The organism is Nonomuraea roseoviolacea subsp. carminata, assembly GCF_024172185.1.
GTDB lineage: Bacteria > Actinomycetota > Actinomycetes > Streptosporangiales > Streptosporangiaceae > Nonomuraea > Nonomuraea roseoviolacea.
The window spans coordinates 7,796,544-7,822,463 of sequence record NZ_JAMZEC010000001.1 but is presented as its reverse complement, the minus strand read 5'-3'; the positions used below and the strand labels follow the sequence as shown (position 1 = coordinate 7,822,463).

The following is a 25,920-nucleotide window of genomic DNA, read 5'->3' as shown; positions in this document are numbered from 1 at the left end:
TTGCGCGCCTCCCGAACCGCTGCCGCGACGACCCTGCTCACCCTCGCGGTCGCCGCCTGCGGCGGCGCCCCGCGGGGCGGCGGTGGCGGCTCCGCCGCCTTCGAGATCACGAAGGACACCGCACCGGCCAAGGGCCCCGTGGACTCGGTGACCTGGTCGCTCTACGCCGAACCGCAGTCCCTCGACTACGCGTACGCCTTCGACTACCACCCGAACACCGTGCTCGCCAACGTGTGCGAGCAGCTCATGCGGATCACCCCGGACCTCAAGGTGGAGCCCGGCCTGGCCAGCGCCGCCGCCTCCCCCGACCCCAGACGCTGGGTCTACACGATCCGCTCCGGAGTGAGGTTCCACGACGGGTCCACGCTCACGGCCGACGACGTCGTCGCCAGCATGCGCCGCCACCTGGACCCCAAGGTCGGCTCGTACTGGGTCTCGGCCTACAAGGACGTCGACCGGATCGAGAAGACCGGGCCGATGGAGGTCACGGTCCATCTGAAGAAGCCCGACCAGCTCTTCAACGAGGAGATGGGCACCTCCGCCGGAACCATCGAGAGCGCCGCCTCCCTGGCCAGGCCGGGCTACGGCGCCCCGGACACCGGCGTCAACTGCACCGGGCCGTACGCGCTCGACTCATGGCAGAAGGGCCAGTCGATCACCCTGAGGAAGTTCGGCGGCTACTGGGACCCGTCGCTCACCCCCAAGGCGGACACGATCAAGGCCGTGTTCATCACCGATCCCGCCGCCCGCGTCAACGCCCTGCTGTCCGGCGAGGTCGACGGCGGTTACCTGCTGCCGTCCACCGGGTTCCCCAAGCTCCGCGCCGCCGGCAACGGCACGCTCTACTTCGGCCCCAACACGACGGCCGTCAACGTGATCCCCACGAACCTCAAGGGCCCGCTCGGCGACGTCCGGGTCCGCAGGGCGCTGTCGATGGCGCTCGACCGGGAGGGCATCATCAAGGCCGCCGCGGGCGGCGTCGCCACCCCGGCGAAGGCGCCCGGCGCCATCGGGGCCTGGGGCATCGCGCCGGAGGCGGCCAAGGGCTACTACGCCAGGCTCCCGGCCCTCACCCAGGACGTCGCCGGGGCGAAGAAGCTGATCCAGGAGGCGGGCGCCGCCGGCAAGAAGATCGTGATGGCGACCAGCACGCTCGCCCCGGACATCGGCGTCATCGCCAACGCGGTGCAGTCGGCGGGGCAGGCCATCGGCCTGCGGGTCGAGCTGAAGGCGGTCGCCCCTGAGGCCTACACGGCGCTGTTCTCCGACCCGAAGGCCCGCGAGGGGATCGACCTGGTCATGACGATCTGGTACGACTCCACCCCCGACCCGCTGGAGTTCTACGGGATCCTCCAGACGGGCGACTTCGCCAACTACGGCGGCTATTCCAACCCCGGCTACGACGCCCTGGTGGCCAAGGCCAACGCGCAGGCCGACCCGGCCGCCCGCGCGGCGACGGTCGCCGAGCTGCAGGAGATCGCCGTCCGCGAGATGGTCTGGATCCCGCTGTACGAGGTGCCGCACAGCCTGTTCCTCAACAAGCGGCTCACCGGCGCGCCGACCGGCATCTCGCAGCTCGTCTTCCCGTGGGCCGCCCGTCTGGGTTCGGCCGGTTGAGGCCGGCCATGGCAGGCCGTCTCCTCCGCCGGGCCGCCGGGATCGTCGCGACGCTGCTCGTCACCTCGTTGCTGGTCTTCGGCTCGGTCCAGCTCGCCCCCGGAGACCCGGCGTCCTTCCTCCTGGGAGGGCGCTCGGCGTCGCCGTCGGCCGTCGCGGCCATCAAGGAGCAGTACCACCTGAACGACCCGTTCCCGGTCCAGTACGCCAAGTGGATCGGCGGCGTCGTCACCGGGGACCTCGGTCGCTCGGCGCAGTTCCGGCAGGACGTGGCCGGGCTGATCGCGGCCCGGCTGCCGACGACGCTGTGGCTCATCGGCTACGCCGGCCTGCTCATCCTCGTCGGGGGGCTGGCGCTCGGGGCCCTGGCCGCGCTGCGGCGGGGCGTCGTGGACCGGACCGTCCTCATCGGCACGGGCGTCGCCACGGCCACCCCGTCGTTCGTCGCGGCGATCGGGCTGATCTCGCTGTTCTCCGTCGAGCTGGGCTGGTTCCCCGCCTTCGGCAACGGCAGCGGTCTCGGCGGCCGGATCAGCCATCTGACGCTCCCGGCGGCGGCGCTCGCCCTGACCTTCGTCGGCCTGCTGGCCCGGGTGACCCGGACGTCGATGCTGGAAGAGCTCGGCCGCGAGCATGTCGAGGTGGCCCGCTCCCGCGGGATACCAGGCTCGGACGTGGTGCGGCGGCACGTGCTGCGCAACGCCCTCGCCCCGATCACCACCGTGACCGGGACGATCGTGGCCGGTCTGCTGGTCGCCACCTCGATCGTGGAGACCGCCTTCGGGTTGTCGGGGGTCGGCCAGTTGCTCGTCAGCTCCGTCACCGTCAAGGACTTCCCGGTCGTGCAGGCCGTCAGCCTGCTGGTGGTGCTGGCCTTCGTCGGCGCCAACCTCGTCGTCGACCTGGTCCAACCGCTCATCGACCCTCGCCCGTCCCACCCGAAGGGAGGCGTGAGATGACCGCCCTGCCCCTCCACCGGCGCGGGTTCCTGGCTCCGCTGGCCCGCGTCGCGGGAGGCGACAAGCTCGTCACGGCGGCCCTCGCCGTGCTGACCGTGCTGACCGTCGCGGCGGTCCTCGCCCCGCTGATCGCCCCGCACGACCCCGACGCCGTCGACCTGTCCGCGACCTTGAGCGGCTCCACCCCCGACCACCTGCTGGGCGCGGACCAGTCGGGCCGCGACGTCCTGTCCCGGCTGATCTTCGGTGCGCGGACGGGACTGCTCGGCCCGCTGGTGGTCGTGCTCGTGTCGACGGTGCTCGGCACGCTGATCGGGGTGAGCGCCGCCTGGCACGGCGGGGCCGTCGATGCCGTGCTGTCGCGGGCCATGGAGCTGGTCTTCTCCTTCCCGGCCCTGCTGCTGGCCATCATCCTGGTGGCGGTCCTCGGCCCCGGACCGACCGCGCCCGTGATCGCGATGAGCGTCGCCTACGCCCCGTACGTCGGCCGGTTGGCGCGCAGCGTGGCCCTGCGGGAGAAGGGCCGTCCCTACATCCAGGCGTACCAGGTGCAGGGGTGGTCCGGCTGGATGATCTGCGTGGGACATCTGCTTCCCAACATCGCCCCGCTGGTCCTGGCCCAGTCCGCGATCAACTTCGGCTACGCGCTGATGGATCTCGCGGCGCTCTCCTTCCTCGGCCTCGGTGTGCAGCCGCCCGCCGCCGACTGGGGCGCGATGATCAACGATGGTTCCCAGGCCCTGCTCCAGGGCGCGATGCTGCCCGCCCTCGCCCCCGGCGCCGCCATCGTGATCACAGTGGTCGCGTTCAGCACCGTCGGCGAGTCCATCGCCGACCGCGTCGCCAGGCGGGAGCGGTGATGACCCCTCGGCTGTTGGAGATCGAGAACCTCGATGTACGGCTCACAGCCGGAAGGGCCGCGCGGCCCATCCTCGACGGGGTGTCGCTGCACGTCGGACGCGGCGAGGCCGTCGGGCTGGTCGGCGAGTCGGGGTCGGGCAAGTCGGTCACCTGCCGTTCGGTGCTGCGCCTGCTCCCCGAGGGTGCCGAGGCCGCGGGCAGCGTGCGGGTGGACGGCGAGGACGTCCTGACGATGTCCGCCGCCCGGCTCCGCGACCTGCGCCGGAACGACGTCTCCATGATCTTCCAGGACCCTCGGGCCTCCATCAACCCGCTGCGCCGGATCGGCGACTTCGTCACCGAAGGCATGCGGGCCGGCGGAATGTCGCGGGACGACGCTCTCCGGCGGGCCGCGGAGTTGCTGGAGTCGGTGGGCATCCGTGAGCCGCGCGCGGCGCTGCGCAGGTATCCGCACGAGTTCTCGGGCGGCATGCTCCAGCGCGTCATGATCGCCGGCGCGCTCGCCGGGGAGCCGCGGCTGCTGCTGGCCGACGAGCCCACCACGGCGCTGGACGTCACCACCCAGGCCGAGGTCATCGCGATCCTGACCGGCCTGCGGGGAGAGCGATCCATGGGGCTGCTCTTCGTCACCCACGACCTGGAGCTGGCCGCGGCGATCTGCGATCGCGTCTATGTGATGTACGCGGGGCGGATCGTCGAGGCGCAGACCGCCGGAGGACTCTTCGACCGGCCCCGCCATCCGTACACCTCGGGCCTGCTGGCCGCGACCCCCCGGCTGGAGTCGGACCGGCCGCCGCGCGGCGTGCCGGGGCGTCCGGTGTCGCTCGCCGAGGCTCCGGCCGGATGCGCGTTCGCGGCCCGCTGCGCCCACGCCCGGCCCGCCTGCACGCGGGACGTGCCCGCCCGGCGGGAGATCGACGGCGCCCACGTGGCCTGCCTGCGCGCGGAGGAGCTGAGCCATGACTGAGTACGCGCTGGAGGTGGAGAACCTGCGCAAGTCGTTCGGCGGCCAGGTGGCCGTCGACGGCGTCTCCTTCTCCCTGCCGCCCGGCGGCTCCCTGGCCGTCGTGGGCGAGTCGGGATCGGGGAAGACGACGACCGCGCGGATGCTCGTCGGCCTGGAGCGGCCGGACGCCGGCCGGATCCGCGTCGGAGGCCGGGACCGCTCCGCCGCGGCCCGAGGAAGGGCGACCCGGCTTTCCCGGGCCCGGGAGCTCCAGATGGTCTTCCAGGACCCCTACCTCTCGCTCGACCCCCGCGTCAGCGTCGCGCAGTGCGTCGAGGAGCCGCTGCGCCTGCACTTCGCGATGAGCCCGCGGGAAAGGCGGGCCCGCCGCGACGAGCTGCTGGCCCGGGTGGGACTCGGCGGGCGGGAGGCGGACGCGCTCCCCCGGCGGCTGTCCGGCGGCCAGCGCCAGCGGGTCGCGCTCGCCCGCGCGCTGGCGACCGAGCCGAAGGTGCTGATCCTGGACGAGGCGACCGCCGCCCTCGACGTGTCCATCCAGGCCCAGATCCTGGACCTGCTCGCGGAGATCCGCCGGGAGAGCGGCGTCGGATATGTGTTCGTCACCCACAACCTGGCGCTCGTCCGGCACGTCGCCGACGACGTCCTCGTGCTCCACCAGGGGCGCGTGGTCGAGTCGGGCCCCAGCTCACGGGTGCTGACCGCGCCCGAGCATCCGTACACCCGCCTGCTGCTGCACTCGGTGCCGCGTCCCGGCTGGGACCCCGCCCGCATCGCGGCGGACCGGCGTGCCCTCGCGACCGAGTCGAAGGAGTCCTCATGACGGACCTCGCCTACCTTTCCGCCACCGAGGCGTTGCGGCTGTTCCGGTCGCGCGAGCTGTCCCCCGTCGAGCTGCTGGCCGCCGTCGTGGAGCGCGCCGAGGCCGTCGAGCCGCGGGTCAACGCGCTGAGCGAGCGCCTCTTCGAGGAGGCGTCGCTGCAGGCGAAGCGGGCCGAGCGCGCCTACCGCGACGGCTCGCCGCGCCCGCTGGAGGGCGTTCCCGTCGCGGCGAAGGACGAGCAGCCGATCGCCGGACGGCCGGCCACGGACGGCTCCCTCGCCTACGCCGGCAGCGTGGCCGAGCAGACCCACCCGGTCATCCAGCGGGTGCTGGACGCCGGCGGCATCGTGCACGCCCGCACCACGACGCCCGAGTTCTGCTGCGCCGCGTTCACGCACTCGCGGCTGTGGGGGATCACCCGGAACCCGTGGAACCTGGAGTACTCGCCCGGCGGCTCCTCGGGCGGCTCGGGGGCGGCGCTCGCCTCCGGCACGACCACGCTCGCCACCGGCTCCGACATCGGCGGCTCGATCCGGATGCCCGCCGCCTGCACCGGCACGGTCGGCTACAAGCCGCCCTACGGCCGGGTGCCCGCGATGCCGCCGTTCAACCTGGACCACTACTGCCATGACGGGCCGATGGCGCGCACCGTGGCCGACTGCGCGTTGCTGCAGAACGTCATCGCCGGCCCGCACCCCCATGACGTGGTCTCGCTGCGCCCCGCCGTCCGCCTCCCGGACCGGCTCGGCGACGTGCGGGGGCTGCGCGTCGCCTACGCGCCCAACCTGGGCGACTGGGAGATCGAGCCGGACGTCGCGGCCGGCACCCGGGCGGTCGCCGACGCGCTGCGCGCGGCCGGGGCGATCGTCGAGGAGGTCGAGGTCGGGCTGCGCCGCGCCGACGTCATGCGCGCCACCCTCATCCACTTCGGCGCCGTCTTCGGCCCCATGGTCGGCCGGGTCGCCGCCGAGCACGGCGACCAGCTCACCCGCTACGCCCTCGCCTTCGCCGCCGACTCCCGGAGCGCGTACGAGCGGGGTGGCGGCTTCCTGGCGGGGCTGGAGCTGGAGGCGGCGATCTACGCGCCGATCGGCGACCTGCTCGACCGCCACGACGCGCTCGTCTGCCCGACCACGGGAGCGCCCGCCCTGCGCGCCGGCGAGGAGTACCTCGACACCAAGCTCACCGTGAACGGCGTCGAACTCGACGACCACCTGGAGTACTCGCTGACTCCGGTCTTCAACATCGCCAGCCGATGCCCGGTGCTCAATGTGCCGTCCGGCCGCGCGTCCAACGGCGTGCCGACCGGGGTGCAGATCGTCGGACGCACCTACGACGACGCGACCGTCTTCCACGTCGGCGCCGCCGTCGAACGTGCCCGCCCCTGGGCCTCGCGCCCCGAATCGCTGTGAACCCCCTGATCCCCCCCGCAAGGAGAACCCGCATGACCACCCCCGCCGATCTCGTCCTCCGCGGCGGTCCGGTGCACACGCTCGGACCGGCCCCCGCCACGGCCACCGCGGTCGCCGTCCGCGGCGGCCGGATCATCGCCGTCGGCGCGGACGCGGACGTCCGGCCGCTGATCGGCGCCGCCACCGAGGTCGTCGACCTGGCCGGCCGAGCTCTGCTCCCCGGGCTGCAGGACGCCCACGTGCATCCGGTCCTGGCCGGCCTCACCATGATCCAGTGCGATCTGCACGACACCGGCGACGCCGACGAGGCCGTCGCCGCCGTCCGCGCCTACGCCGAGGCCAACCCCGAGGCCGAATGGATCAGCGGAGGCGGCTGGTCCATGGACTGGTTCCCCGGGGGAACGCCCAGCCGGCGCCTGCTGGACGCGGTGGTCCCCGACCGGCCCGTCCACCTGGTCAACCGCGACGGCCACGGAGCCTGGGTCAACTCCAGGGCGCTGCGGCTGTGCGGCATCGACGCGAGCACCCCGGACCCGGTCGACGGCCGCATCGAGAGGGAGGCCGACGGCCACCCGCAGGGAACGCTCCACGAAGGCGCGTCGGCCCTGGTCGGCCGGCACCTGCCCGAGCCGGCCGCGGACGCCGTGCTGCGCGGCCTCCAGGCCGGTCAGCGGCGGCTGCACTCGGTCGGCGTGACCGCCTGGCAGGACGCGATGGTCACTCCCCAGGTGCAGCGGGCCTACCTGACCGCGGCCGAGTCCGGGCTGCTCACCGCCCGGGTGGTCGGAGCGCTGTGGTGGGACCGCGAGAGGGGCGAGGAACAGATCCCCGAGTTGCTCGCGCGCAGAGGCGGCGCGGGCCGGTTCCGCGCCACCAGCGTCAAGATCATGCAGGATGGGGTCGCGGAGAACTTCACCGCCGCGATGACCTCCGCCTACCTGGACGGCTGCGGGTGCGCGACCGGCAACCGGGGGCTCAGCTTCGTCGACCCGGACAGGCTGCGCACGTACATCACCCGCCTGGACGCCGAGGGCTTCCAGGTGCACGTGCACGCCGTCGGGGACCGGGCGGCGCGCGAAGCCCTCGACGCGTTCGAGGCCGCGCGGGCCGCCAACGGGACGAACGACCACCGCCACCACATCGCCCACGTCCAGGTGGTCCACCCGGACGACGTGCCGCGCTTCGCCGCCCTCGGGATCACCGCCACCATCCAGCCGCTGTGGGCGGCGCACGAGCCGCAGATGGACGAGCTGACCATTCCGTTCCTCGGCCCGGAACAGGCGGGCCGGCAGTACCCGTTCGGCGACCTCGCCCGCGCCGGCGCCCGGCTCGCGGCGGGCAGCGACTGGCCGGTCAGCAGCCCCGACCCGTTCCTGGGCATCCATGTCGCGGTCAACCGGGCGATCGCGGGCGGGAGCTCGAAGGTGTTCCTGCCGGAACAACGGCTGGCCCTGACGGACGCGCTGGCCGCCTACACGATCGGCACGGCGCGGGTGAACCACCTGGACGCCTGGACCGGCACCATCGAGACGGGCAAGTTCGCCGACCTGGTGGTCACCGACCGCGACCCCTGCGCGATCCCGGCCGACGCGATCGCCGGCACCTCGGTGCTGGCCACGTACGTCGAAGGCGAGCGGGTGCACACCGATCCGGCCTTCTGACGGCCCGCCGTCCGGACGCGCGGCCGGTCCGGCCACCGCGGCTGCCCGGGCCGTCCGGACACGCGGCGGGCCCGGGCGCCGCGGCCGCCCGGTCAGCCCGGGGCCCGGCGGCTGAGGTGCTCCCACGCCTGGTACAGCTCCGTCCGGGCGCGGTCCATCTGCTGGACCATGTCGTACGAGGCGCCGCCGACGATCAGCCGCCGGGGCGGTTCCGGCAGCGACGCCAGCTCCAGGACGACCGGCGCCGCCGTGCTCGCGGGCGGCCCGGCGTCCTCCCCCCACATCTCGGCCAGCCTGGCGCGCAGCGGCTCGTAGACGGGCAGCGGCTCGGTCGCCGTGGTGCCGGCCGTGAACAGCCCCGTGTCGTAGCCGCCCATCTGCACGATCGTCACCTTGACGCCGAACGGCTCCAGCTCCGTCGCCAGGGCCTCGCTGAGCGAGTCGAGCGCCGCCTTGCCCGCCCCGTAGAGGCCGACCGAGGCCATGCCCCCGCTCGTGCCCATCGAGGTGATCTGCAGGATGCGGCCCGAACCCTGCTCCCGCAGGTACGGGATCACGGCCTGGCTCACCCAGAGCGCGCCGAGGAAGTTCACGTCGAGGTGCGCCCGCACCTGCTCCTCGGTGGCCTCCTCGACCATGCCGTACAGGAGCCCGCCGGCGTTGTTGACCACGACGTCGAGGCGGCCGAAGGCGGCCACCGCCCGGTCCACCGCCTCGTGGACGGCGGCCCGGTCGGAGACGTCCAGCGGCAGCGGCGCCAGCCGGCCCGGATGCCGCGCGGCGAGCTCCGTCAGCGGCTCCACGTGGCGCGCGGCGGCCACGACGCGGTCCCCGGCCTCCAGCGCGGCCTCCGTGAACGCCCGGCCCAGGCCACGGGATGCGCCGGTGATGAACCACACCTTCCCGGTCGTCACGGGCCTCACCTCCTTGTGCTTCTCTTATCCGACGAGGCGAGACGGTTCGTCTCGCCGCCCGAGTCTGCACGACTGATGTCCGCTCGTCAAGACGGACCGTCTCGTCTCGTAACGTGGTATCCTCGCGACCATGTCCGATGCCAGGAAGCCCGACCCCGCGCGGCGCAGCGAGCGGTCGCGGCACGCCATCCTCGAGGCCGCCCGCGCGCTGATCGGCGAGGTGGGCTACGGGAAGGTCTCGATCGAGGCCATCGCCGCGCGCGCCGGCGTGGGCAAGCAGACGATCTACCGCTGGTGGCCGTCCAAGGGCGCGGTCGTCTTCGAGTCGATCCTCGCGCTCAGCCAGGACGCCGAGGGCGGGGAGGTCGCGCTGCCCGACACGGGCGACCTCGAGGCCGACCTGAAGCTCGTCATGCGGGCGACGGCGGCCGAGTTCGCCGACCCGGCCTTCGACGCGCCGATCCGGGCGCTCACGATGGAGATCGTCAACGATCCCGGCCTGGCCGCCCAGTACCACGAGCGGCTGGCCGGCCCGCTGGACGAGGCCAAGAAGGCGCGGCTGCGCGCCGCGCAGGAGGCGGGCCAGCTCGCCGCCGACGCCGACCTCGACCTGGTGCTCGACGTGCTCTACTCCCCGCTCCACCGGCGCTGGCTGCACCGCTCGGGCCCCCTGACGCCCGAGTACGCCGACGCGCTCGTGGACGTCACGCTCCGGGCCTTCCGCCCCTGACGCCCCTGGGATATAGTCTGCGCGTAGACAATCTACGCGCGGACTAAAGGAGTGCGTCCATGTTCCTGTGGAGTTTCGAGCACAGCGCCGAGACCACCGCCCCCGCCGAGACGGTGTGGGCGCTGTACGCCGACGTGCCCGGCTGGGTGCGCTGGGACACCGGCCTGGAGCGGGCCGAGCTCCACGGCCCCTTCGCCGCCGGGTCCGAGATCGTCATGACGCCCCAGGGCCAGGACGAGGTCCGCGCCCGCATCACCCGGGCCGACGAGAACGACACGTTCGCCGACGAGACCGTGTTCGGCGAGGTGGTCCTCCGCTTCACGCACACGCTGGAGCCGTTCGCCGGAGGCACCCGGGTGACGCACCGCCTGGAGGTGACGGGCCCCGGGGCCGAAGAGATCGGCCCGGCCGTCGCCGCCGACCTGCCCGACGCGGTCGCCGCCCTGGTCAAGCTGGCGGAGACGGCGTGAGCCTCACCCCGGACGACAGCCCCGGCTTCCTGCTGTGGCGGACCACGCTGCGCTGGCAGCGGGCCGTCACGGCGGCCCTGGAGCCGTTCGACCTGACGCACGTGCAGTTCGTGCTGCTGGCCTGCGCGTGGTGGCTGAACAAGGAGGGCGGCCGGCCGAACCAGCTCAGCGTGGCCCGGCAGGCCGGCGCCGACGTGAAGATGGCCTCCCAGGTGCTGCGCAAGCTGGAGGACAAGGGCCTGCTCGTCCGCGAGACCGACCCGGCCGACAGCCGCGCCAAGCTGCTGCGGGTCACCGACCGGGGCCGCGAGCTGATCGAGCGGGCCGTCGCCGAGGTGGAGCGCACCGACGCGGCGTTCTTCGCGGCGGCGCCCGACCGGCCCGCGCTCGTCTCGACGCTGCGCGCCCTGGCGGACGGGGAGCGCCGATGATGCTCCTGGGCGCCCGCGCCCCCTTCGACTTCGGCGCGTCCCTGCGCTTCCTCGCCCGCTTCCCGCCTGCCGGCGGTGAGCAGGAGATCACCGGGACGACGCTGGTGAAGGCGTACCGGGTGGCCGGGCACACCGTACGGGCGCGCCTGTCCCCCGCCGGGGCCGGGCTGCGCTGCGAGCTGGAGTCCCCCGACCCCCTGACCGACGATGTCGTCACGGCGGCGGCCGACCGGATCCGGTTCCACCTGAGCCTGGACGACGACCTGACCGGCTTCTACGAGGCGGCCGACGAGGGGTTCCGCCCCGTGGTCGAGCGGCTGCGCGGCTACCACCAGGTCAAGTTCCCGTCGCCGGTGGAGAACCTGGTGTGGGCCATCCTGTGCCAGCGCACGCCGATGCGGGCCGCCGCCCGGGCCAAGGCCGCGATCGTCGCCCACGCCGGCAACCCGTACGGCGCCTTCCCGGACGTCGGCCAGCTCCTGGAGACGCCCGCCGACCTGGCCGGCGACCCGCGCAAGGCCGGCCGGCTGCGCGCGGCGCTGGAGGCGTGGGCGCGGACCGACGAGGCGTTCCTGCGTCACGGGCCGTACGAGGAGGTCAAGGCGTTCCTGCTGGGGCTGCCCGGGATCGGGCCGTGGTCGGCGTCGTTCGTCCTCATCCGCGGGCTGGGGCGGATGGAGGAGGCGCCGATCGACCGGGAGCTGACGCGCTCGGCCGCCGCAGCCTACGGCCGGACGCTGGGCGAGCGCGAGCTGCGGGACCTGGCCGCCGGGTACGGGCCGTGGCAGGGGTACTGGGCGCACTACCTGCGCGTGGCGGGGTGAGGCCGGGGGACCGGGCCCATACCGCGAGCACGTCCTGCTGCCCCCGTCAGGTCGTCGGGCCGTCCGGCGGCGGGGTCGCGGCGGCGTCCAGGAGGGGGCCGAGCTCGCGGGTCACGGTCGTCAGGGCGCGCACGTCGCGTTCGGCCCGCGCGATGAGGATCGCCCCCTCCAGCGCGCTGATCATCAGGGTGGCGAGCGGCTCGGCCCGGGCGGCGGGCACGCCCATGTCGGCCAGCGCCCGCGCGACCGGCGCGGTCCAGCGGGCGAACGCGGCCGCCGCGGCCTCCCGGGTGGACTCGGCCGCCCGCGAGCAGTCCACGGTCGCCGCCGCGACGGGACACCCGCCCGCCTCGAACCCCACGGAGCCGTACTCGTCGATCCACTGCGCGGCCATCGCGGCGAACAGCCCGCTCGGCGACGGCTGCGGCATGCCGGCCAGGAACCGGGCGACGCGGGCGGCGGCGTAGCGGCCCGCCCAGTCCACGGCCTCGTTGACGAGCTGCTCCTTGCCGCCCGGGAAGTAGTGGCGCAGCGAGCCGCGGGGCGCCCGGGCGTGGGCGACCACGTCGCGCATCCCGGTGGCGGCGACCCCGTCGCGGCGGATGAGCTGCGCCGCGCTGAACACCATCCGCTCCCGCGGACCCCGCTCCTTCTCCGCCATCCCGGCCTCCCGCCGCTGCCGCCCGCACCTGGTCAGGAGTACCCTCCCACGCTTCACGGGCGTTCGAGGAAGACCCCTCTATGACGCTTGTCATATCGCGTTCTAGTATGACGACTGTCATAGAGAAGCTGGTCGCGCAGGCAGGTGGTGGTGCGTCGTGGACGTGGGGTTCGTCGGTCTCGGGGTCATGGGACAGCCGATGGCGCTCAACCTGGCCCGCGCCGGGACGCCGCTCGTGGTGTGGAACCGCACCCCGTCCCGGGCCGAACCGCTGCGCGCGGCCGGCGCCCACGTCGCGTCCGGCCCCGGCGAGGTGTTCGGGCGGGCCCGCACGGTGATCCTCATGCTGGCGGACGAGGCGGCCATCGACACGGTCCTCGGCCGGGGCACGCCCGCCTTCGCCGCCCGGGTGGCGGGACGCGTCGTGGTGCACATGGGCACGACCTCGCCGGACCACTCACGCGAGCTGGAGCGGGACATCCGGGCGGCGGGCGGCGGCTACGTCGAGGCGCCCGTCTCCGGCTCCCGCGAGCCCGCCGAGGCCGGGCGGCTCGTGGCGATGCTGGGCGGGGAGGCGGCCGACGTCAAGGAGGTCGCGCCGCTGCTGGCGCCGATGTGCCGGGAGACGTTCGCCTGCGGGCCGGTGCCGGGCGCGCTGCTGACGAAGCTCGCGGTGAACCTGTTCCTGATCACCATGGTCACCGGGCTCACCGAGGCGTACCACTTCGCCGACCGGCACGGCCTGGATCGCGGGCGGTTCCTCGACATCCTGGACGCCGGGCCGATGGCCAGCGCCGTGTCGCGGATGAAGGCGCCCAAGCTGCTGGCCCGCGACTTCGCGGTGCAGGCCGCGGCGCTGGACGTGCTGAAGAACAACCGGCTGATCGCCGAGGCGGCCCGGGCGTCGGGCCTGGCCTCGCCCCTGCTCGACGTCTGCCACGACCTGTTCGGGGAGACCGTGGAGCTGGGGCACGGCGCGGCCGACATGGTGGCGGTGCTGCACGCCATCGAGGCCCGCACCGGGACCCACGCCAGGGCGCGCCGGCCCTGAGCGCGCCAGGCGCGGCCAGGGCTCCCGAGCGCGCTAGGCGCGGTCCGCGTCCTCGGGTGGCGCGGTGTGGCGGGCCAGTTCGGCCTCCGCCCACTCGGCCCACTCCTTGCGCATCGCGAAGAAGCGCCGGCCGTACTCCAGCGTGAGCCGCCCGTAGAGCGACAGATTGTCCTCGCCCCACGTCACCTCCTCCTGGAGCGCGGCCAGGCTGTCGCGCCGCTCCCCCATGGTCGCGGCGCTGTCGCGCAGGTACGCGCGGGCCCGCTCGGGTTCGAGCTGGCCGAGGAAGAACACCTTCAGCAGCACCCCGTCACGCCGCGCTGGCCTGGGCTGCTCCTCGACCAGCCACCGGCGCAGCTCGTCGCGCCCCGCGTCCGTCGCGCGGTACTCCTTGCGGCCGCGCGGGCCCTCGGCCGCCACCTCGATGAGGCCGTCGGCCGTGAGCTTGGCCAGCTCGCCGTACACCTGGCTCTGGGTGGCCGTCCACACGTTCGCCAGCGAGATCTCGAAGAGTTTCATCAGGTCGTAGCCGCTCGCGCCGTCGAGTTCCACGATCAGGCCGAGGACCGCATGCCGCAGGCTCATGACCGGAACTCTACCTCTCTGGATTGACATGTCAAAACTGGAAGGTCTAGATTCGACGTGTCAAAGTTGGAATGTCGTCTGGAGGCGACGTCATGCTGAAGTACTACGGCCGGACCTTTCTCCCCTGGATCGCCCTCGCCATCGTCAGCGGGTTCGACGCCCGCACCGGCGCGATCACCGGCCTGGCCGCCGCGCTCGTCCTGCTCGCCCTCGACCGGCTGCGCTCCGGCATCGCGTGGGACGCGCTGATCCTGGAGACCTCGACCGCCGTCTACATGGCGCTGCTGACCGCGCTCTCGTTCGCCGCGCCGCACTCGCCGGTGCTGGGGTACGGCGCGTCGCTGGCCATCGCGTGGCTCGCCGTCACCGCGTGGGGCACGCTCGCCGCCGGCCGCCCGTTCACGGAGGGCATCGCGCGCCGCCAGGTCGACGCGCACATCGCCGCCACGGAGCGGTTCCGGCAGATCAACGTGGTCATCACCAGGGCCTGGGCCGTCGGCTTCACGGTCACCGCGATCGCGCTGGCCTGCGTGCAGCACTGGGCGCCGCAGGCCGTCGCCGTGCTGGTGGCCTGCAAGGTCGCCGGGTTCACCCTGCCGGCCGTCTTCACCGCGCGCTACACCGCGAGGGCCCGGGAGCGCGCGGCGGCGGCCGCCGCGGCGCGCCCGAGCCTCTGAGCGGCCGGCCGACGCCCGCCGCGGCGGGGCCGAGCCCCGACACCCGCACCACCCGTCCCGCAACCCGCGCCACCCATCCGCCACCCGTGCCGAGCCTGTGAGGAGCATCGAGATGAGCCAGCCGAACGGAACCTCCCCCTCCCTGTGGCTGGAGGGCCACCACGCCCCCGTCCCCGACGAGATCGACGCGGTCGGCCTGCCGGTCGAGGGCACCCTGCCGCCCGAGCTGACCGGCCGCTACTTCCGCAACGGCCCCAACCCGCTGCCGGGCACCCCGTCGGCCCACTGGTTCACCGGGCCCGGCATGGTGCACGGCGTGCGGCTGCGCGACGGCCGCGCCGAGTGGTACCGCAACCGCTGGGTGCGCACCACCAAGTTCACGGACGGCGCCCCGTTCGTACGCCCCGACAGCACGTTCGACCACGCGGCCGTCCCGGCCAACACCCACGTCGTCCCGCACGCCGGCCGCATCCTCGCGCTGGTCGAGACCGGCCTGCCGTACGAGCTGACCCCCGAGCTGGACACGGTGGGCCCGTGCGACTTCGGCGGGCTGCTGAAGGGCGGGATGACCGCCCACCCCAAGGAGGACCCGGTCACCGGCGAGCTGCTGTTCTTCGGGTACGGGCTCGTCCCGCCGTACCTCACCTACCACCGGCTGTCGGCCGGCGGGCGGCTGGTGGAGAGCCGCGAGGTGGAGGTGCCGGGCCCGACGATGATGCACGACTTCGCCGTGACCGCGAACCACGTCGTGTGGCTGGACCTGCCGGTGGTGTTCGACATAGGCCTGGCGCGGAGTGGCGCCGGCATGCCGTTCCGCTGGGACGACGCCTACGGGGCGCGGCTCGGCGTCATGCCGCGGGCCGGGGGCCCGGTGCGCTGGTTCGATGTCGATCCCTGCTACGTCTTCCACGTGGGCAACGCGTACGAGGACGAGGCCGGGCGGGTGGTCGTGGACGGCGTCCGCTACCGGCCGGAGGACTTCACCGCGTTCTGGCCGAGCATCGGCGGCGAGGGCGACACCTCCGCCGCGACCGTCGCGAACGCCCCGTCCCGGGCGGCGGCCACCGGGAGCTCCCGGCTGCACCGCTGGACCCTGGACCCCGCCTCCGGGGCGGTCAAGGAGGAGCCGCTCGACGACCGGCCCGTCGAGTTCCCCACCCACGACGACGCCCGCACCGGTCACGCGCACCGCTACCTCTACACCGCGGCCGCCGACGCGATCGTGAAGCACGACCTGCGCTCGGGCTCCTCGGCGGCGCTGGAGCTCGGCCCGGACCTGGTGCCGGGCGAGGCGGTGTTCGTGGCGGCCGAGGGCGCCCGGGCCGAGGACGAGGGCTGGCTGCTGTCGATCGTCACCGACCGCGCCGGGCAGGGCTCGGAGTTGCTGGTGCTGGACGCGGGCGACCTGTCGCGCACGGCGTCGGTGCGGCTGCCGCGCCGCGTCCCGGCCGGCTTCCACGGGAGCTGGATCCCCGACCCCGCCTCCTGACGCGCTCCCGGCGGTCGGGCGGGGGCTCGGGAGGGCGGCTCACGGCGGGGACGTGAGGGCGGTCAGGGGGCGGGCGTGACAGGGCAGAAGCCCGGCAGGGCGGTCAGGGCGGGGGCCCGGCAGGGCGGTCAGGCCAGGGTCTGGTAGGCGGCGGTCCAGAAGTCCCTGATGAGGCCGGGGGTGTCCGGGGAGTCCTGGGCCGTCTGGGTGAGCAGGATCCCGACGAGCCCTTCGGCGGGGTCGGCGTACGCGCTCGTGCCGAGGCCGCCGTCCCAGCCGAACTGCCCCGGCGAGGCCAGGTCCCGGCGGTGGGTGCGCACGGCCATGCCGAAGCCGTAGCCGCCGTGGCGCCCGAAGTGGTCGCCGAAGGCGTCCTTCTCCGTCTTCTGCGCGGGCGTGAGCCGGTCGCCGGTCATGAGCTCGACCGAGGCGCGCGACAGGACCCGCACGCCGCCGAGCGTGCCCTTGCCGAGCAGCATGCGGTAGAACGCGTGGTAGTCGTCGGCCGTCGAGACCAGGCCGTCGCCGCCCGCCGCGAACACCGGAGCCCGGCTGTACTTGCCGCCGGCGGCCTCGTCCCACACCGTCAGCCCGCCGGTCGCCGGGTCGTGGGCGTAGCAGACGGGCAGCCGGTGGATCGAGTCCTCGGGGATGTGGAAGCCGGTGTCCTTCATGCCGAGGGGGTCGAGGATCCGTTCGCGCAGGAACGTCTCGAAGGGCTGTCCCGCCACCCTGGCGATGAGCACGCCGAGCACGTCGGAGCCCGTGTGGTACTGCCACATCTCGCCCGGCTGGCGCATGAGCGGCAGCTCGCCCAACCGCCTGATCCACTCGTCGGGCCCGAAGTCCGGCGACGTGGTGTCCAGGCCCAGCTCGCGGATCGCGACCTGGACGGGGTAGGTGTCCGGGGGCGCGAGCACGGCGCCGAAGCCGAAGGTGAAGGTCAGCAGGTCGCGCAGGGTGATCGGCCGGTGGGCCGGCACGGTGTCGTCGAGCGGCGCGTCCAGGCTCCTCAGGACCCGCCGGTCGGCCAGCTCGGGCAGCCACGGGTCGACGGGGTCGTCGAGCCGCAGCCGGCACTCCTCGACGAGGACCATCGCGGCGGCGGCCGTGACGGGCTTGGTGGCGGAGGCCATGCGGAAGATCGTGTCCCTGCGCATGGGCTCGTCTCCCCCGGCGCTGAGGGTGCCCATGACCTCGACGTGCGTGTCGTCGCCGCGGCCGACGAGGGCGACGAGGCCGGGGACGGCGCCGGAGGCGACCGGCCGGGCCAGCACCTCGCGCATCCGGTCGAGCCCGGCCGCGGACAGGCCGCCCGGCGCCGGGGCGTGCTCCTCCGTCCTGCCCTGGGTGGCCCATCCCCCGGTGGCGTCCCAGCTGCCGCTCATGTCCCAGGTGGTGGTCTTCGGCATGGTGGCCGTCCCCTCGTTTGCGTACAACACTCGTGCGTACAACACTCGCTCGATGCGAACACTGTACGCACATCGGCATGCCGTACGCAATCCGGAACCGCGGCGACGGTCAGCCGAGCCGGTCGCGCAGCGCCCGCAGGCCGGTCAGCATGATCGTGAGGCTGTAGCCGAAGTCCTCCTCCGGCGTGATCCCCGCCTCGTGGCGCTCGCGCAGGGCGGCGGCGAGCACGGGGAAGGGGAAGCCGTCCCGCGCCACCGCGCGCGCCTCCTCCTCGGGCGCCGGCCGCGACTGCTCCTCCAGGGCCCGTCCGACGACGAAGTGGACGAGCGCGCCCGCCGCCCGTGAGGCGTCGGCCAGCCCGAAGCCCGCGCCGTGCAACACCTCGGTGATCCGCTCGGCGAACGTCCCCAGCGCGACGGCGCGCGTGAGGTCCGCGCCGGCCGCCACGCGCGCCCCGTCGCGATGGGCGAGCAGCGCGCGCCGCAACGCGCCGAGCGAGCGCTCCAGCCACTCCCACCACGGCTCCCCACCGGCGGGACGGCTCAGCTCCCCGGCGGCGGGGGTGAGCATGACGTCCACGATCTGGTCGAGCAGCGCCCGCTTGTCGGCGAAGTGCCAGTACAGCGCCGGCGCCCGGACATCGAGCGCCGAGGCGACCCGGCGCACGGTCAGCTTGTCCAGACCGTCCTCCTCCAGCAGCCGCAGCGCCGTGCGGGCCGCGACCTCCTTGTCGATCGGCATCGCGCGCCGGTCCTCCCTCTCCTCCGCCCGCCCTCTTCGGCTTGACACTTTAACAAGTTAAAGGCACGGTGCTCTTTAACAAGTTAAGGAGGCATTCATGGACGCCGACGTGATCGTGGTCGGAGCCGGGCCGGTCGGCCTGCTCCTGGCCGCCGAGCTGCGCCTGGCCGGAGCCGAGCCGCTGGTGCTGGAACGGCTGGCGGAGCCGTCGCCGCTGCGCAGGTCGCGCGGGATCGGGCCGCTGGCCGCCGAGGCGCTGCGGCGGCGCGGGCTCGGTGGGCGGCTCCAGGCGCACCAGCCCGAACGCGGAGCGCAGAAGGCGCGGGAGCACGGCAGCGAGAAGGACCACTTCGCGTGGATCCACAAGATCGACCCGCTGCTGCAGGAGGAGCCGGACCGGCGCGGCGTCCTCATCTGGCAGCCCGACCTCGAGGCCGTCCTGGGCGAGCACGCCGCCGCGCTCGGCGTCGCGGTGCGTCGAGGGCACACCGTCACCGGGGTCTCCCCGGACGAGGACGGCGTCACCGTCACCGTCGCCACGGGCGCCGGCGAGCGGCGGCTTCGCGCCGCCTTCGTGGTGGGGTGCGACGGCGGGCGCAGCACCGTGCGCAAGCTCGCCGGGTTCGCCTTCCCCGGCACCCCTCCGCTCATGACGGCCCGCCAGGCGCACGCCGAGCCGGCCGACCCCGGCGCTCTGCCGCCCCCGGGCCGGCTGCCGGGCGGCATGCTCCTCCACGGCCCCGGCGGCATCGGCACGTTCGACTTCGCCGACGTCCACGAGCGCCATGAGGGGCCGGTCACGGCTGAGGAGCTGCGGGCGAGCGTGCGGCGCGTGGCTGGCGTGGACGTGACGTTCACCCGGATGGGCGACGCCCTGCGCTTCACCGACCAGGCCCGCCAGGCCGCCACCTACCGGCTGGGCCGGGTGCTGCTGGCGGGCGACGCGGCCCACGTCCACTCCCCCAACGGCGGTCAGGGGCTCAACCTGGGGCTGACGGACGCCGTCAACCTCGGCTGGAAGCTGGCCGCCGAGGTGAACGGGACCGCCCCCGAGGGGTTGCTCGACACCTACACCGCCGAGCGGCACCCCGTGGGGGAGGCCGTGCTGCGCAACACGCGCGCGCAGTCGGCGCTCATGCTGCCGGGACCGCACACGGACGCCCTGCGCGACATCGTCGCGGATCTGATGGACATCCCGGACGTCAATCGCTATTTCGGCCGGCTGCTGTCGGGCCTGGGGACGCGCTACGCGTTCCCGTACGCGACGCCGGAGGCGCACCCGCTGATCGGCACGCACTGCCCGGACGTCGTGCTCTCCCCGGCCGAGGAGCCGGGCCGGGAGGTGCCGCTGAGCCGGCTGACCACCGGCGGCCGGCCCGTGCTGTTCGCCCCGGCGGGCGGCCGGGCGGTCACCGCGGCGGCCGCCTGGCGGGACCGCGTCGAGGTGGTGGAGGTGACGGCCGTGGACCATCCGGCGCTGGGCGGCGCGCTGATCCGTCCGGACGGCGCCATCGCGTGGGCCTGCGGCCCCGACGGCGGCACGGCCCTTCTGGAGGCGGCGCTGCGCACCTGGTTCGGCGCCCCGCCGCAGGTGACGGCCGCTCCTTCCCGGGCGGCGGGCGCATCGCACCTGCGGTGACGCCGCTCCGAGCGCGGGAGCGCACCCCCGGGCGGTCGCGACGCCACTCCGGGCGCGGACGCGGAGGGGCACCCCGGGCGGTCGCGACGCCACTCCAGAGTCGGGAGCGGAGGGGCACCCCGGGCGGTCGCGACGCCACTCCAGAGTCGGGAGCGGAACCGCGGGCGGCTCGCGCGCGTTGGACGGCCCGTGAACGCGACGGAACGAACCGGGACCGGAACCCGGCGCGAGCGGCTGCGCGCCTACGACGCCGTGTCCACGTCCCTGGCCCTGCTCGGGGACCGGAGGCTGGGCGAGCTGCTGGACGGGGCCGTCCCGGCCGGGGCGGGCATCGGCGGGACGTCGGCGCGGCTGGAGGTCGAGGGCGTCCCCGTCTTCGTCAAGCGGGTGCCGCTCACGGACGTGGAGCTCCTGCCGGCGAACCGGGGCTCCACGGCCGACCTCTTCGGGCTGCCGCCGTTCTTCCAGTACGGCATCGGCAGCCCCGGGTTCGGGGCGTGGCGGGAGCTGGCCACGCACGTCATGACCACGAACTGGGTGCTGTCCGGCGCCTTCGGCGGCTTCCCGCTGACCTACCACTGGCGGGTCCTGCCGGACGGCGCCCCCGCGCCGCACGAGCTGCTCGCCGACGTCGACCGGGCCGTCGGCTTCTGGGGAGGCTCAGCCGGGGTGCGCCGCCGCCTCGAAGCCCTGCGTGACGCCTCCGCGAGCCTGGTCCTCTTCCTGGAGCACGTCCCGTACAACCTGCACCAGTGGATGAGTGGCCGGATGCGCGCCGGCGGGCGGGCCGCCGACCGGGCGTGCGCGCTCGTCGAGCGCGAGCTGGCGGCCGGCGTGGCGTTCATGAACGCCCGCGGCCTGCTGCACTTCGACGCCCACTTCCTGAACGTCCTGACCGACGGGCGGCGGCTCTACTTCGCCGACTTCGGCCTGGCCGTGTCGTCCCGGTTCGAGCTGTCGCCTGCCGAGGCGGCCTTCCACGACCGGCACCGCGCCTACGACCGCTGCTACACCCTCACCCAGCTCGTCCGCTGGCTGGCCGCCGAGCTGCACGGGTTCGACGGGAGGGAGGAGCGGATCGCGGCGTGGGCCGGCGGCGAGCCCCCGGAGGGCGCCCCGGAGAAGGCCGCGGCGCTGCTGTCCCGCTACAGCCCGCTGGCCCGGGTGATGTCCGCGTTCTTCCACGCGCTCCAGCGCGAGAGCCGGACGACCCCGTACCCGCTGGAGGAGCTCCGCGGCGCCTGGGCGCGTTGCGGGCTCGGTTGACGGGATTAAGTCATATGGCTTAGACAAGGGGGTGTCGGCCCGAAGCGAGGAGGCCCCGTGAGCGACGCCGTCCCCGACTACCCCTTCCGCAACCCCTCCGCGCTGGAGCCGCCTCCGGAGTGGGCGGACCTGCGCGACGGCTGCCCGGTGGCGCCGATCCGGCTGGCCAGCGGCGACCAGGCGCTGCTCCTGACCCGCTACGAGGACGTGCGCCGGGTGCTGTCCGACCCGCGCTTCACCCGGCAGCTCGACGCCGGCGACGCCGCCCGGGTGACGGCCAACGAGTCCGGCGGCGTGTTCGGCCGCTCCGACACCGCCACGTCCGCCATGTCGGCCTCCGGCGAGGCCCACATGCAGTGGCGGCGGCTCGTGGGCCGGGCGTTCACGGCCAAGCGGGTGCTGGCGATGCGGCCCCGCATGGAGGAGATGGCCGACCGGCTCGTCGACGCCATGGTGGCGCAGGGGCCGCCGGCCGACCTCGTCGCCGGGCTGGGGTTCCCGCTGCCGGTGTGGGTGATCTGCGACCTGCTGGGCGTGCCCGACTCCGACCGTGACCGGTTCTCGTACTGGTCGGACACCATGCTGAGCATGACGCGGTACACGCAGGCGCAGATCGACGCCGCGCAGGCGGAGTTCGACGCGTACCTGGCGGCGCACGTGGGCGCCAAGCGCGCCGAGCCGGGCGAGGACCTGCTGAGCGAGCTCATCGGGATCGTGGACGCGGCCGACGGGCGGCTGACCGAGCCGCTGCTCGTGGGCACCGCCCGGGGCCTGCTGGTGGCGGGCCACGAGACCACCGCGAACATGATCGGCAAGATGGCCGCGATGCTGCTGGCCGACCGGTCCCGCTGGGAGGCGCTGCTGGCCGAGCCGGCGCTCGTCCACCCGGCGGTGGAGGAGGTGCTGCGCTTCGACGCCAACCCCGGCTTCGGCATGCCGCGCTACCTGACCGAGCAGGTCGAGGTGGGCGGGCGCGAGCTGCCCGCCGGCACGACGGTGATCTGCAGCATGGCCGCGGCCAACCGGGACGAGCGGGCCTTCGGCCGGGCCGACGCGATGGACCTGCGCCGCTCCCCCAACCCGCACCTCGCCTTCGGCGTCGGCCCCCACTCCTGCCTCGGGCAGGCGCTGGCCCGCACCGAGCTGCAGACCGTGCTGGACGTGCTGCTGCGGCGGCTGCCCGGCCTGGAGCTCGCGGTCCCGGCGGCCGAGCTGGCGGCCCGCGAGGGGCTGCTGGTCGGCGGGTTGCGCGAGGTGCCGGTCCGATGGTGAGCACCGGCCCCGCCCGTACGCGGGACAGGCCCGGACGCGGGGCGGACACCCGCGAGCGCATCCTCGCGGCGGCCGAGCGGCTGTTCGCCGAGCACGGCATCGCCGCGGTGTCCAACCGGCAGATCGGCGAGGCCGCCGGCCAGTCGAACAACTACGCCGTCGGCTACCACTTCGGCACCAAGACCGACCTGGTACGGGCCGTTCTGCGCCGCCACAACCCGGCCATGGAGGAGCGGCGCGCCGCGATGCTGGCCGCCGTCGGCGACGCCTCGGGCGTGCGGGAGTGGGCGTCGTGCCTGGTGCGTCCGGCCACCGAGCACCTGGCCTCGCTGCCCGCCCCGACCTGGTTCGCCCGGTTCCTGGCGCAGGCCGACACCGAGCCCGGCATGCGGGCCGTGGTCATCGAGGAGGCGGTCGCCGCGCCGTCGCTCGGCCCGATCGCCGAGCACCTGTTCCGGCTGGCGCCGGGGGTGCCGGAGGAGGTGCACCGGCAGCGGACCGACATGTGCCGGGTGCTGGTCGTCCACATGCTCGCCGAGCGCGAGCGCGCCCTGCACGAGGACCCGGCGGCCGACCCGGCGACCGTGTGGCGGGAGACGGCCGACGCCCTGGTGGACGCGCTCGCGGGCCTGCTGGCGGCCCCGGTCACGCCGTCCCGGGAGTGGCCCGCTCCTCCCGCACCAGCAGATCGACGATCTTGAGGAGTTCGGCGGCGCCGTCGAGCGCGCCGATGATGACGATCGTCAGGGCGGCCCGTTCCTCGTCGTAGACGGTCTCGACGCGCAGCGGGCCGCCGCCGTCACGCGGGCGGCTCCCGGCCGCCGCCACGACGGTGTTGGACAGCCGGATGACCTCGTCGCGCCCGATGCCGTCGACGCGTACGACGGCGGACGTCTCGGCGTGCGGCCCGCCCGCGGCCGGGGCCGGGGCGGGGCGGCCGGTGAACGCCTCCAGGTCCTCGGCGGCGATCCGGTACTGCCGGCCGATGCGGGTGGCCTTGAGCCGGCCGTCGCGGACGTAGCCGCGCACGGTCTTGACGTGCAGGCCGAGCAGCTCGGCCACGCGTTCCACCGAGTAGTACCGCTCCGCCACTCTCACGCCTTCCCGTGCGCTCCCGCAAGCACCCCGACGCTCCCCAACCTACAGCCCGCGAGGGAGCCACAGCGCACGTACGCCGATGCGTACACCGTGCGCTATGGTGACCGGGAAAGGAGGCGCCATGCCGACCGGCAAGCCGGCCGTCCCCTCCGTGTGGGCGCGGCAGCGACACAAGCGGGAGCAGCCCGCCCTCAGCCAGGACCGGATCGTCGCCGAGGCCGTCCGCCTGCTCGACGAGGAGGGCATCGAGGCGCTCAGCATGCGCAGTCTCGGCACCCGGCTGGGCGCCGGGGCCACCTCCCTCTACCGGCACGTCGCCAGCAAGGACGAGCTGATCGAGCTGGTGGTGGACGAGGTCTACGGCGAGATGGAGGTGCCGGACGGCTCCGGGGCACCCTGGCGGGAGTCCGTCACCGCGTGCGCGGGCAGCCTGCGGGCGATGATCCTGCGGCACCCGTGGGTCGCCTCCGTGCTCGGCCAGGTCGGGCTGGCCGAGCTGGGCCCGAACCTGACGCGGCAGTCCGAGCGGATGCTCGCCCTGTTCCACCGCGCGGGCTTCCCCGCCGGCGAGGCCGACCGGGCCATGAGCACCGTCATCGCGTACGTCATCGGCATGACCGTCAGCGAGGCGGCGTACCTGTCGATGCTGGCCCGCAGCGGGCAGAGCGAGCAGGAGCTGGCGGAGGGCCTGCGGCGGATCGCCGAGGAGACCGTGCGCGACCTGCCGCTGCTGCGCGAGGGCTACGACCAGCGGGCCGGCGAGGACCCGTCGCGACTGCGCGACGAGGGCTTCGCCTACGGCCTGGAGCGTTTCCTCGACGGGCTCCAGGTGCGGCTGGACGCCCTCGGGTCGCACCGGTAGCCACGGGTCCGGCTTCAGGAGCCGGTCTCCAGCGGCAGGCCGGCCGCCGCCCAGTCCTCGACTCCGCCGGCGTACAGGCGCACGTTCGGATACCCCAGCCGCGTCAGCTCGGCGACGAGGGCCGGGCCGCGGTCGCAGTCGGCGTCGGTGGAGTAGGCGACGATCGCCGCGGAGCGGTCCGGCAGCAGCTCGCCGGCCGACCTCGCGGCGTCCTCGGCGGTCAGGTTGAGGGCGCCGGGCAGGTGCCGGCGCCGGTACGGGGCCGCGGGCAGGGCGTCGACCACGGTGACCGCCTTCGCGTCGATCGCCGCCCGCAGCTCGTCGCGGGAGATCGGCCCGCCCGGGCAGGCGAAGGGCGGCGGCGCGGACGGGTCCTGGAGCGGGCCGCTGAGCTGGATGTTGGCGATCACCCAGTCGTCGCCCCGCCGCACGGCGACGAGGGTCAGCCGGAACGCGTGGTCGACGTCGTGCCCTCTGACGCTGGTGCGCTGTTCCTGGATCCCGCCCACGATCGCGGTGTCGCCGTGGAGGCGCACGCTCGGCTCCAGGATCGCGAAGTGGTGGTTCTTGAGGTCGCCGCGATGGCGGCCGGCCCACTGGGCCCTGTCGAGGACGAACCCGACGGGGCCGATGCCGGCGAAGTCCGCGCCGAGGAGGTCGTCGAAGGCGTCGGCGTCGCCGTCGAGCTCGGCCCGGGCCCAGCGGTCGACGAGGTCGAGCACCTGGCGCTCGCTGCTCATGATGTGTTCGTTCCTTCCGGACGGCGGCTAAGCGGAGAAAGATTCCCCACTTGACAGTGACACGTCTGTCATGACGACACAAGGCGAAGTGGGGGAAATCTCCCCACTTCCTGGTTTATGCTGGGCGGCACGACGCGAGAGGGGACGACGTGGAGGCCAGACCCATGCGGGCCGACGCGCGGCGCAACCTGGAGCAGATCCTGCGCGCCGCGCGCGACCTGATCGCCGAACGCGGGCCCGACGTGCCGCTCGACGACGTCGCCCGGCGCGCCGGGGTCGGCAGCGCCACGCTGTACCGCCGCTTCCCCGACCGCGACTCCCTGCTGCGCGCGGTCGCCCTCGACGCGCTGACCAGGACCGCGACGGCCGCCGCCGCGGCGGCCGAGCAGGAGGGCGACCCGTTCGAGGCGCTCGCGCGCTACCTGCGCGACGCGCTGGAGCTGCGCGTCTCCGCCGTGCTGCCCGCCATGATCGACGTGGTGGACCTGGACGCCGACCCCGAGCTGTCGGCCGCGCGCGACACCTCCGCCCGCCTCGTACGGCGCCTGGTGGACGACGCCCGCGCCGCCGGTGCCCTGCCCGAGGACGTGACGTTCATGGACGTCGGGACGATGCTGGTGCGCATCGCCCGCCCCCTCCCCGGGCCGCTCGACGCGGACGAGAAGCACGCCTTCGCCCGGCGGCACCTGGAGCTGTTCATCCGCGGGCTCCGGGCGGGTGCCCGGCATCCCCTGCCGTCGGGCACCATGGACGGGTGAGC

The 25,920-nt window shown here is 74.4% G+C and carries 27 protein-coding genes; 20 read left to right on the top strand and 7 right to left on the bottom strand.

What is annotated here, in order from left to right; all coding sequences use genetic code 11:
* The 7 genes from HD595_RS36325 to HD595_RS36295 are packed head-to-tail and all read left to right on the top strand — an operon-like array spanning position 1 to position 8,297.
* The gene (locus HD595_RS36325) at positions 1-1,617 is read left to right on the top strand and encodes an ABC transporter substrate-binding protein (protein ID WP_253777167.1); all 1,617 of its coding nucleotides are present in this window, start codon (positions 1-3) and stop codon (positions 1,615-1,617) included.
* Positions 1,618-1,625: 8 nt separating this feature from the next.
* Positions 1,626-2,576: an ABC transporter permease gene (locus tag HD595_RS36320; protein WP_253777164.1), complete on the top strand. Its 951-nt coding sequence runs from the start codon at positions 1,626-1,628 to the stop codon at positions 2,574-2,576.
* Positions 2,573-3,436, top strand: a complete 864-nt coding sequence (locus HD595_RS36315) for an ABC transporter permease (protein ID WP_253777161.1) — start codon at positions 2,573-2,575, stop codon at positions 3,434-3,436. Before HD595_RS36320 ends, HD595_RS36315 begins: the two co-directional genes overlap by 4 nt.
* A complete protein-coding gene (locus tag HD595_RS36310; protein ID WP_253777159.1) occupies positions 3,436-4,404 on the top strand; it encodes an ABC transporter ATP-binding protein in 969 nt (322 codons plus the stop codon). Before HD595_RS36315 ends, HD595_RS36310 begins: the two co-directional genes overlap by 1 nt.
* On the top strand, positions 4,397-5,224 hold the full coding sequence (locus tag HD595_RS36305) for an ABC transporter ATP-binding protein (RefSeq protein WP_253777157.1): 828 nt from the start codon (positions 4,397-4,399) through the stop codon (positions 5,222-5,224). Before HD595_RS36310 ends, HD595_RS36305 begins: the two co-directional genes overlap by 8 nt.
* Positions 5,221-6,636, top strand: a complete 1,416-nt coding sequence (locus tag HD595_RS36300; protein WP_253777155.1) for an amidase — start codon at positions 5,221-5,223, stop codon at positions 6,634-6,636. The genes HD595_RS36305 and HD595_RS36300 overlap by 4 nt, the downstream gene beginning before the upstream one ends.
* A 32-nt stretch (positions 6,637-6,668) precedes the next feature.
* Positions 6,669-8,297 carry an amidohydrolase gene (locus HD595_RS36295; RefSeq protein WP_253777153.1) on the top strand — a complete coding sequence of 543 codons (1,629 nt, stop codon included), beginning with the start codon at positions 6,669-6,671 and terminating at the stop codon, positions 8,295-8,297.
* Positions 8,298-8,389: 92 nt separating this feature from the next.
* Here HD595_RS36295 and HD595_RS36290 read toward each other — a convergent pair whose 3' ends face one another.
* Complete coding sequence (locus tag HD595_RS36290) at positions 8,390-9,211, bottom strand: SDR family NAD(P)-dependent oxidoreductase (RefSeq protein ID WP_253777150.1); 822 nt, start codon at positions 9,209-9,211, stop codon at positions 8,390-8,392.
* Positions 9,212-9,341: 130 nt separating this feature from the next.
* On the opposite strand from HD595_RS36290, the gene HD595_RS36285 reads away from it, so the two are divergent.
* From HD595_RS36285 to HD595_RS36270, 4 genes are read left to right on the top strand one after another with little or no spacing between them, the layout of a single operon-like run.
* Complete coding sequence (locus HD595_RS36285; RefSeq protein ID WP_253777148.1) at positions 9,342-9,941, top strand: TetR/AcrR family transcriptional regulator; 600 nt, start codon at positions 9,342-9,344, stop codon at positions 9,939-9,941.
* Between the two features lie 59 nt (positions 9,942-10,000).
* Entirely contained in the window at positions 10,001-10,411 is a 411-nt protein-coding gene (locus tag HD595_RS36280) for an SRPBCC family protein (protein ID WP_253777146.1), read from the top strand.
* The gene (locus HD595_RS36275; protein WP_253777144.1) at positions 10,408-10,842 is read left to right on the top strand and encodes a MarR family winged helix-turn-helix transcriptional regulator; all 435 of its coding nucleotides are present in this window, start codon (positions 10,408-10,410) and stop codon (positions 10,840-10,842) included. The genes HD595_RS36280 and HD595_RS36275 overlap by 4 nt, the downstream gene beginning before the upstream one ends.
* On the top strand, positions 10,839-11,666 hold the full coding sequence (locus HD595_RS36270; RefSeq protein WP_253777142.1) for a DNA-3-methyladenine glycosylase family protein: 828 nt from the start codon (positions 10,839-10,841) through the stop codon (positions 11,664-11,666). Before HD595_RS36275 ends, HD595_RS36270 begins: the two co-directional genes overlap by 4 nt.
* Before the next feature lie 46 nt (positions 11,667-11,712).
* Here HD595_RS36270 and HD595_RS36265 read toward each other — a convergent pair whose 3' ends face one another.
* Complete coding sequence (locus tag HD595_RS36265) at positions 11,713-12,327, bottom strand: TetR/AcrR family transcriptional regulator (protein WP_253777140.1); 615 nt, start codon at positions 12,325-12,327, stop codon at positions 11,713-11,715.
* A 157-nt stretch (positions 12,328-12,484) separates the two neighbouring features.
* Between HD595_RS36265 and HD595_RS46980 the strand changes: the two genes are divergently transcribed.
* The gene (locus HD595_RS46980) at positions 12,485-13,378 is read left to right on the top strand and encodes an NAD(P)-dependent oxidoreductase (protein ID WP_253777137.1); all 894 of its coding nucleotides are present in this window, start codon (positions 12,485-12,487) and stop codon (positions 13,376-13,378) included.
* A 33-nt stretch (positions 13,379-13,411) separates the two neighbouring features.
* Here HD595_RS46980 and HD595_RS36255 read toward each other — a convergent pair whose 3' ends face one another.
* On the bottom strand, positions 13,412-13,963 hold the full coding sequence (locus HD595_RS36255; RefSeq protein ID WP_253777135.1) for a PadR family transcriptional regulator: 552 nt from the start codon (positions 13,961-13,963) through the stop codon (positions 13,412-13,414).
* A 92-nt stretch (positions 13,964-14,055) separates the two neighbouring features.
* Between HD595_RS36255 and HD595_RS36250 the strand changes: the two genes are divergently transcribed.
* Positions 14,056-14,640, top strand: a complete 585-nt coding sequence (locus tag HD595_RS36250; RefSeq protein ID WP_253777132.1) for a hypothetical protein — start codon at positions 14,056-14,058, stop codon at positions 14,638-14,640.
* A 112-nt stretch (positions 14,641-14,752) separates the two neighbouring features.
* Entirely contained in the window at positions 14,753-16,129 is a 1,377-nt protein-coding gene (locus HD595_RS36245) for a carotenoid oxygenase family protein (RefSeq protein ID WP_253777130.1), read from the top strand.
* A gap of 128 nt (positions 16,130-16,257) precedes the next feature.
* On the opposite strand, the gene HD595_RS36240 is transcribed toward HD595_RS36245, so the two are convergent.
* Both HD595_RS36240 and HD595_RS36235 read right to left on the bottom strand, forming a co-directional pair.
* Positions 16,258-17,541 carry a serine hydrolase domain-containing protein gene (locus HD595_RS36240; protein ID WP_253777128.1) on the bottom strand — a complete coding sequence of 428 codons (1,284 nt, stop codon included), beginning with the start codon at positions 17,539-17,541 and terminating at the stop codon, positions 16,258-16,260.
* 109 nt (positions 17,542-17,650) lie between these two features.
* A complete protein-coding gene (locus HD595_RS36235) occupies positions 17,651-18,283 on the bottom strand; it encodes a TetR/AcrR family transcriptional regulator C-terminal domain-containing protein (RefSeq protein WP_253777127.1) in 633 nt (210 codons plus the stop codon).
* A gap of 97 nt (positions 18,284-18,380) precedes the next feature.
* Here HD595_RS36235 and HD595_RS36230 point away from each other — a divergent pair, with 97 nt between their 5' ends.
* The 4 genes from HD595_RS36230 (at position 18,381) to HD595_RS36215 (ending at position 23,161) form a co-directional block, all read left to right on the top strand.
* Positions 18,381-19,922 (top strand): FAD-dependent monooxygenase, encoded by a 1,542-nt coding sequence (locus HD595_RS36230; RefSeq protein ID WP_253777126.1) that lies wholly within the window; start codon positions 18,381-18,383, stop codon positions 19,920-19,922.
* A gap of 189 nt (positions 19,923-20,111) precedes the next feature.
* The gene (locus HD595_RS36225) at positions 20,112-21,188 is read left to right on the top strand and encodes a protein kinase family protein (protein WP_253777124.1); all 1,077 of its coding nucleotides are present in this window, start codon (positions 20,112-20,114) and stop codon (positions 21,186-21,188) included.
* A 57-nt stretch (positions 21,189-21,245) separates the two neighbouring features.
* Positions 21,246-22,460 (top strand): cytochrome P450, encoded by a 1,215-nt coding sequence (locus HD595_RS36220; RefSeq protein ID WP_253777122.1) that lies wholly within the window; start codon positions 21,246-21,248, stop codon positions 22,458-22,460.
* Complete coding sequence (locus HD595_RS36215; protein WP_253777112.1) at positions 22,454-23,161, top strand: TetR/AcrR family transcriptional regulator; 708 nt, start codon at positions 22,454-22,456, stop codon at positions 23,159-23,161. The genes HD595_RS36220 and HD595_RS36215 overlap by 7 nt, the downstream gene beginning before the upstream one ends.
* Here the strand turns inward: HD595_RS36215 and HD595_RS36210 are convergent.
* Entirely contained in the window at positions 23,106-23,552 is a 447-nt protein-coding gene (locus HD595_RS36210) for a helix-turn-helix domain-containing protein (RefSeq protein WP_253777110.1), read from the bottom strand. The two genes, HD595_RS36215 and HD595_RS36210, sit on opposite strands and share 56 nt — an antisense overlap.
* Positions 23,553-23,679: 127 nt before the next feature.
* On the opposite strand from HD595_RS36210, the gene HD595_RS36205 reads away from it, so the two are divergent.
* Positions 23,680-24,420, top strand: a complete 741-nt coding sequence (locus HD595_RS36205; protein WP_253777108.1) for a TetR/AcrR family transcriptional regulator — start codon at positions 23,680-23,682, stop codon at positions 24,418-24,420.
* Positions 24,421-24,434: 14 nt separating this feature from the next.
* Here HD595_RS36205 and HD595_RS36200 read toward each other — a convergent pair whose 3' ends face one another.
* Positions 24,435-25,160: a rhodanese-like domain-containing protein gene (locus HD595_RS36200; protein ID WP_253777106.1), complete on the bottom strand. Its 726-nt coding sequence runs from the start codon at positions 25,158-25,160 to the stop codon at positions 24,435-24,437.
* Between the two features lie 149 nt (positions 25,161-25,309).
* Between HD595_RS36200 and HD595_RS36195 the strand changes: the two genes are divergently transcribed.
* Entirely contained in the window at positions 25,310-25,918 is a 609-nt protein-coding gene (locus HD595_RS36195) for a TetR/AcrR family transcriptional regulator (RefSeq protein WP_253777104.1), read from the top strand.
* Positions 25,919-25,920 lie beyond the last annotated feature (2 nt).

Coding starts and splice junctions, on each gene's coding strand:
- HD595_RS36305 (WP_253777157.1), top strand. CDS start 4,397: ATGACTGAGTACGCGCTGGAGGTGGAGAACCTGCGCAAGTCGTTCGGC.
- HD595_RS36250 (WP_253777132.1), top strand. CDS start 14,056: ATGCTGAAGTACTACGGCCGGACCTTTCTCCCCTGGATCGCCCTCGCC.
- HD595_RS36205 (WP_253777108.1), top strand. CDS start 23,680: ATGCCGACCGGCAAGCCGGCCGTCCCCTCCGTGTGGGCGCGGCAGCGA.
- HD595_RS36300 (WP_253777155.1), top strand. CDS start 5,221: ATGACGGACCTCGCCTACCTTTCCGCCACCGAGGCGTTGCGGCTGTTC.
- HD595_RS36235 (WP_253777127.1), bottom strand. CDS start 18,283: ATGCCGATCGACAAGGAGGTCGCGGCCCGCACGGCGCTGCGGCTGCTG.
- HD595_RS36265 (WP_253777140.1), bottom strand. CDS start 12,327: ATGGCGGAGAAGGAGCGGGGTCCGCGGGAGCGGATGGTGTTCAGCGCG.
- HD595_RS36310 (WP_253777159.1), top strand. CDS start 3,436: ATGACCCCTCGGCTGTTGGAGATCGAGAACCTCGATGTACGGCTCACA.
- HD595_RS36240 (WP_253777128.1), bottom strand. CDS start 17,541: ATGCCGAAGACCACCACCTGGGACATGAGCGGCAGCTGGGACGCCACC.
- HD595_RS36315 (WP_253777161.1), top strand. CDS start 2,573: ATGACCGCCCTGCCCCTCCACCGGCGCGGGTTCCTGGCTCCGCTGGCC.
- HD595_RS36230 (WP_253777126.1), top strand. CDS start 18,381: ATGGACGCCGACGTGATCGTGGTCGGAGCCGGGCCGGTCGGCCTGCTC.
- HD595_RS36285 (WP_253777148.1), top strand. CDS start 9,342: ATGTCCGATGCCAGGAAGCCCGACCCCGCGCGGCGCAGCGAGCGGTCG.
- HD595_RS36215 (WP_253777112.1), top strand. CDS start 22,454: ATGGTGAGCACCGGCCCCGCCCGTACGCGGGACAGGCCCGGACGCGGG.
- HD595_RS36270 (WP_253777142.1), top strand. CDS start 10,839: ATGATGCTCCTGGGCGCCCGCGCCCCCTTCGACTTCGGCGCGTCCCTG.
- HD595_RS36245 (WP_253777130.1), top strand. CDS start 14,753: ATGAGCCAGCCGAACGGAACCTCCCCCTCCCTGTGGCTGGAGGGCCAC.
- HD595_RS36200 (WP_253777106.1), bottom strand. CDS start 25,160: ATGAGCAGCGAGCGCCAGGTGCTCGACCTCGTCGACCGCTGGGCCCGG.
- HD595_RS36320 (WP_253777164.1), top strand. CDS start 1,626: ATGGCAGGCCGTCTCCTCCGCCGGGCCGCCGGGATCGTCGCGACGCTG.
- HD595_RS36295 (WP_253777153.1), top strand. CDS start 6,669: ATGACCACCCCCGCCGATCTCGTCCTCCGCGGCGGTCCGGTGCACACG.
- HD595_RS36255 (WP_253777135.1), bottom strand. CDS start 13,963: ATGAGCCTGCGGCATGCGGTCCTCGGCCTGATCGTGGAACTCGACGGC.
- HD595_RS36280 (WP_253777146.1), top strand. CDS start 10,001: ATGTTCCTGTGGAGTTTCGAGCACAGCGCCGAGACCACCGCCCCCGCC.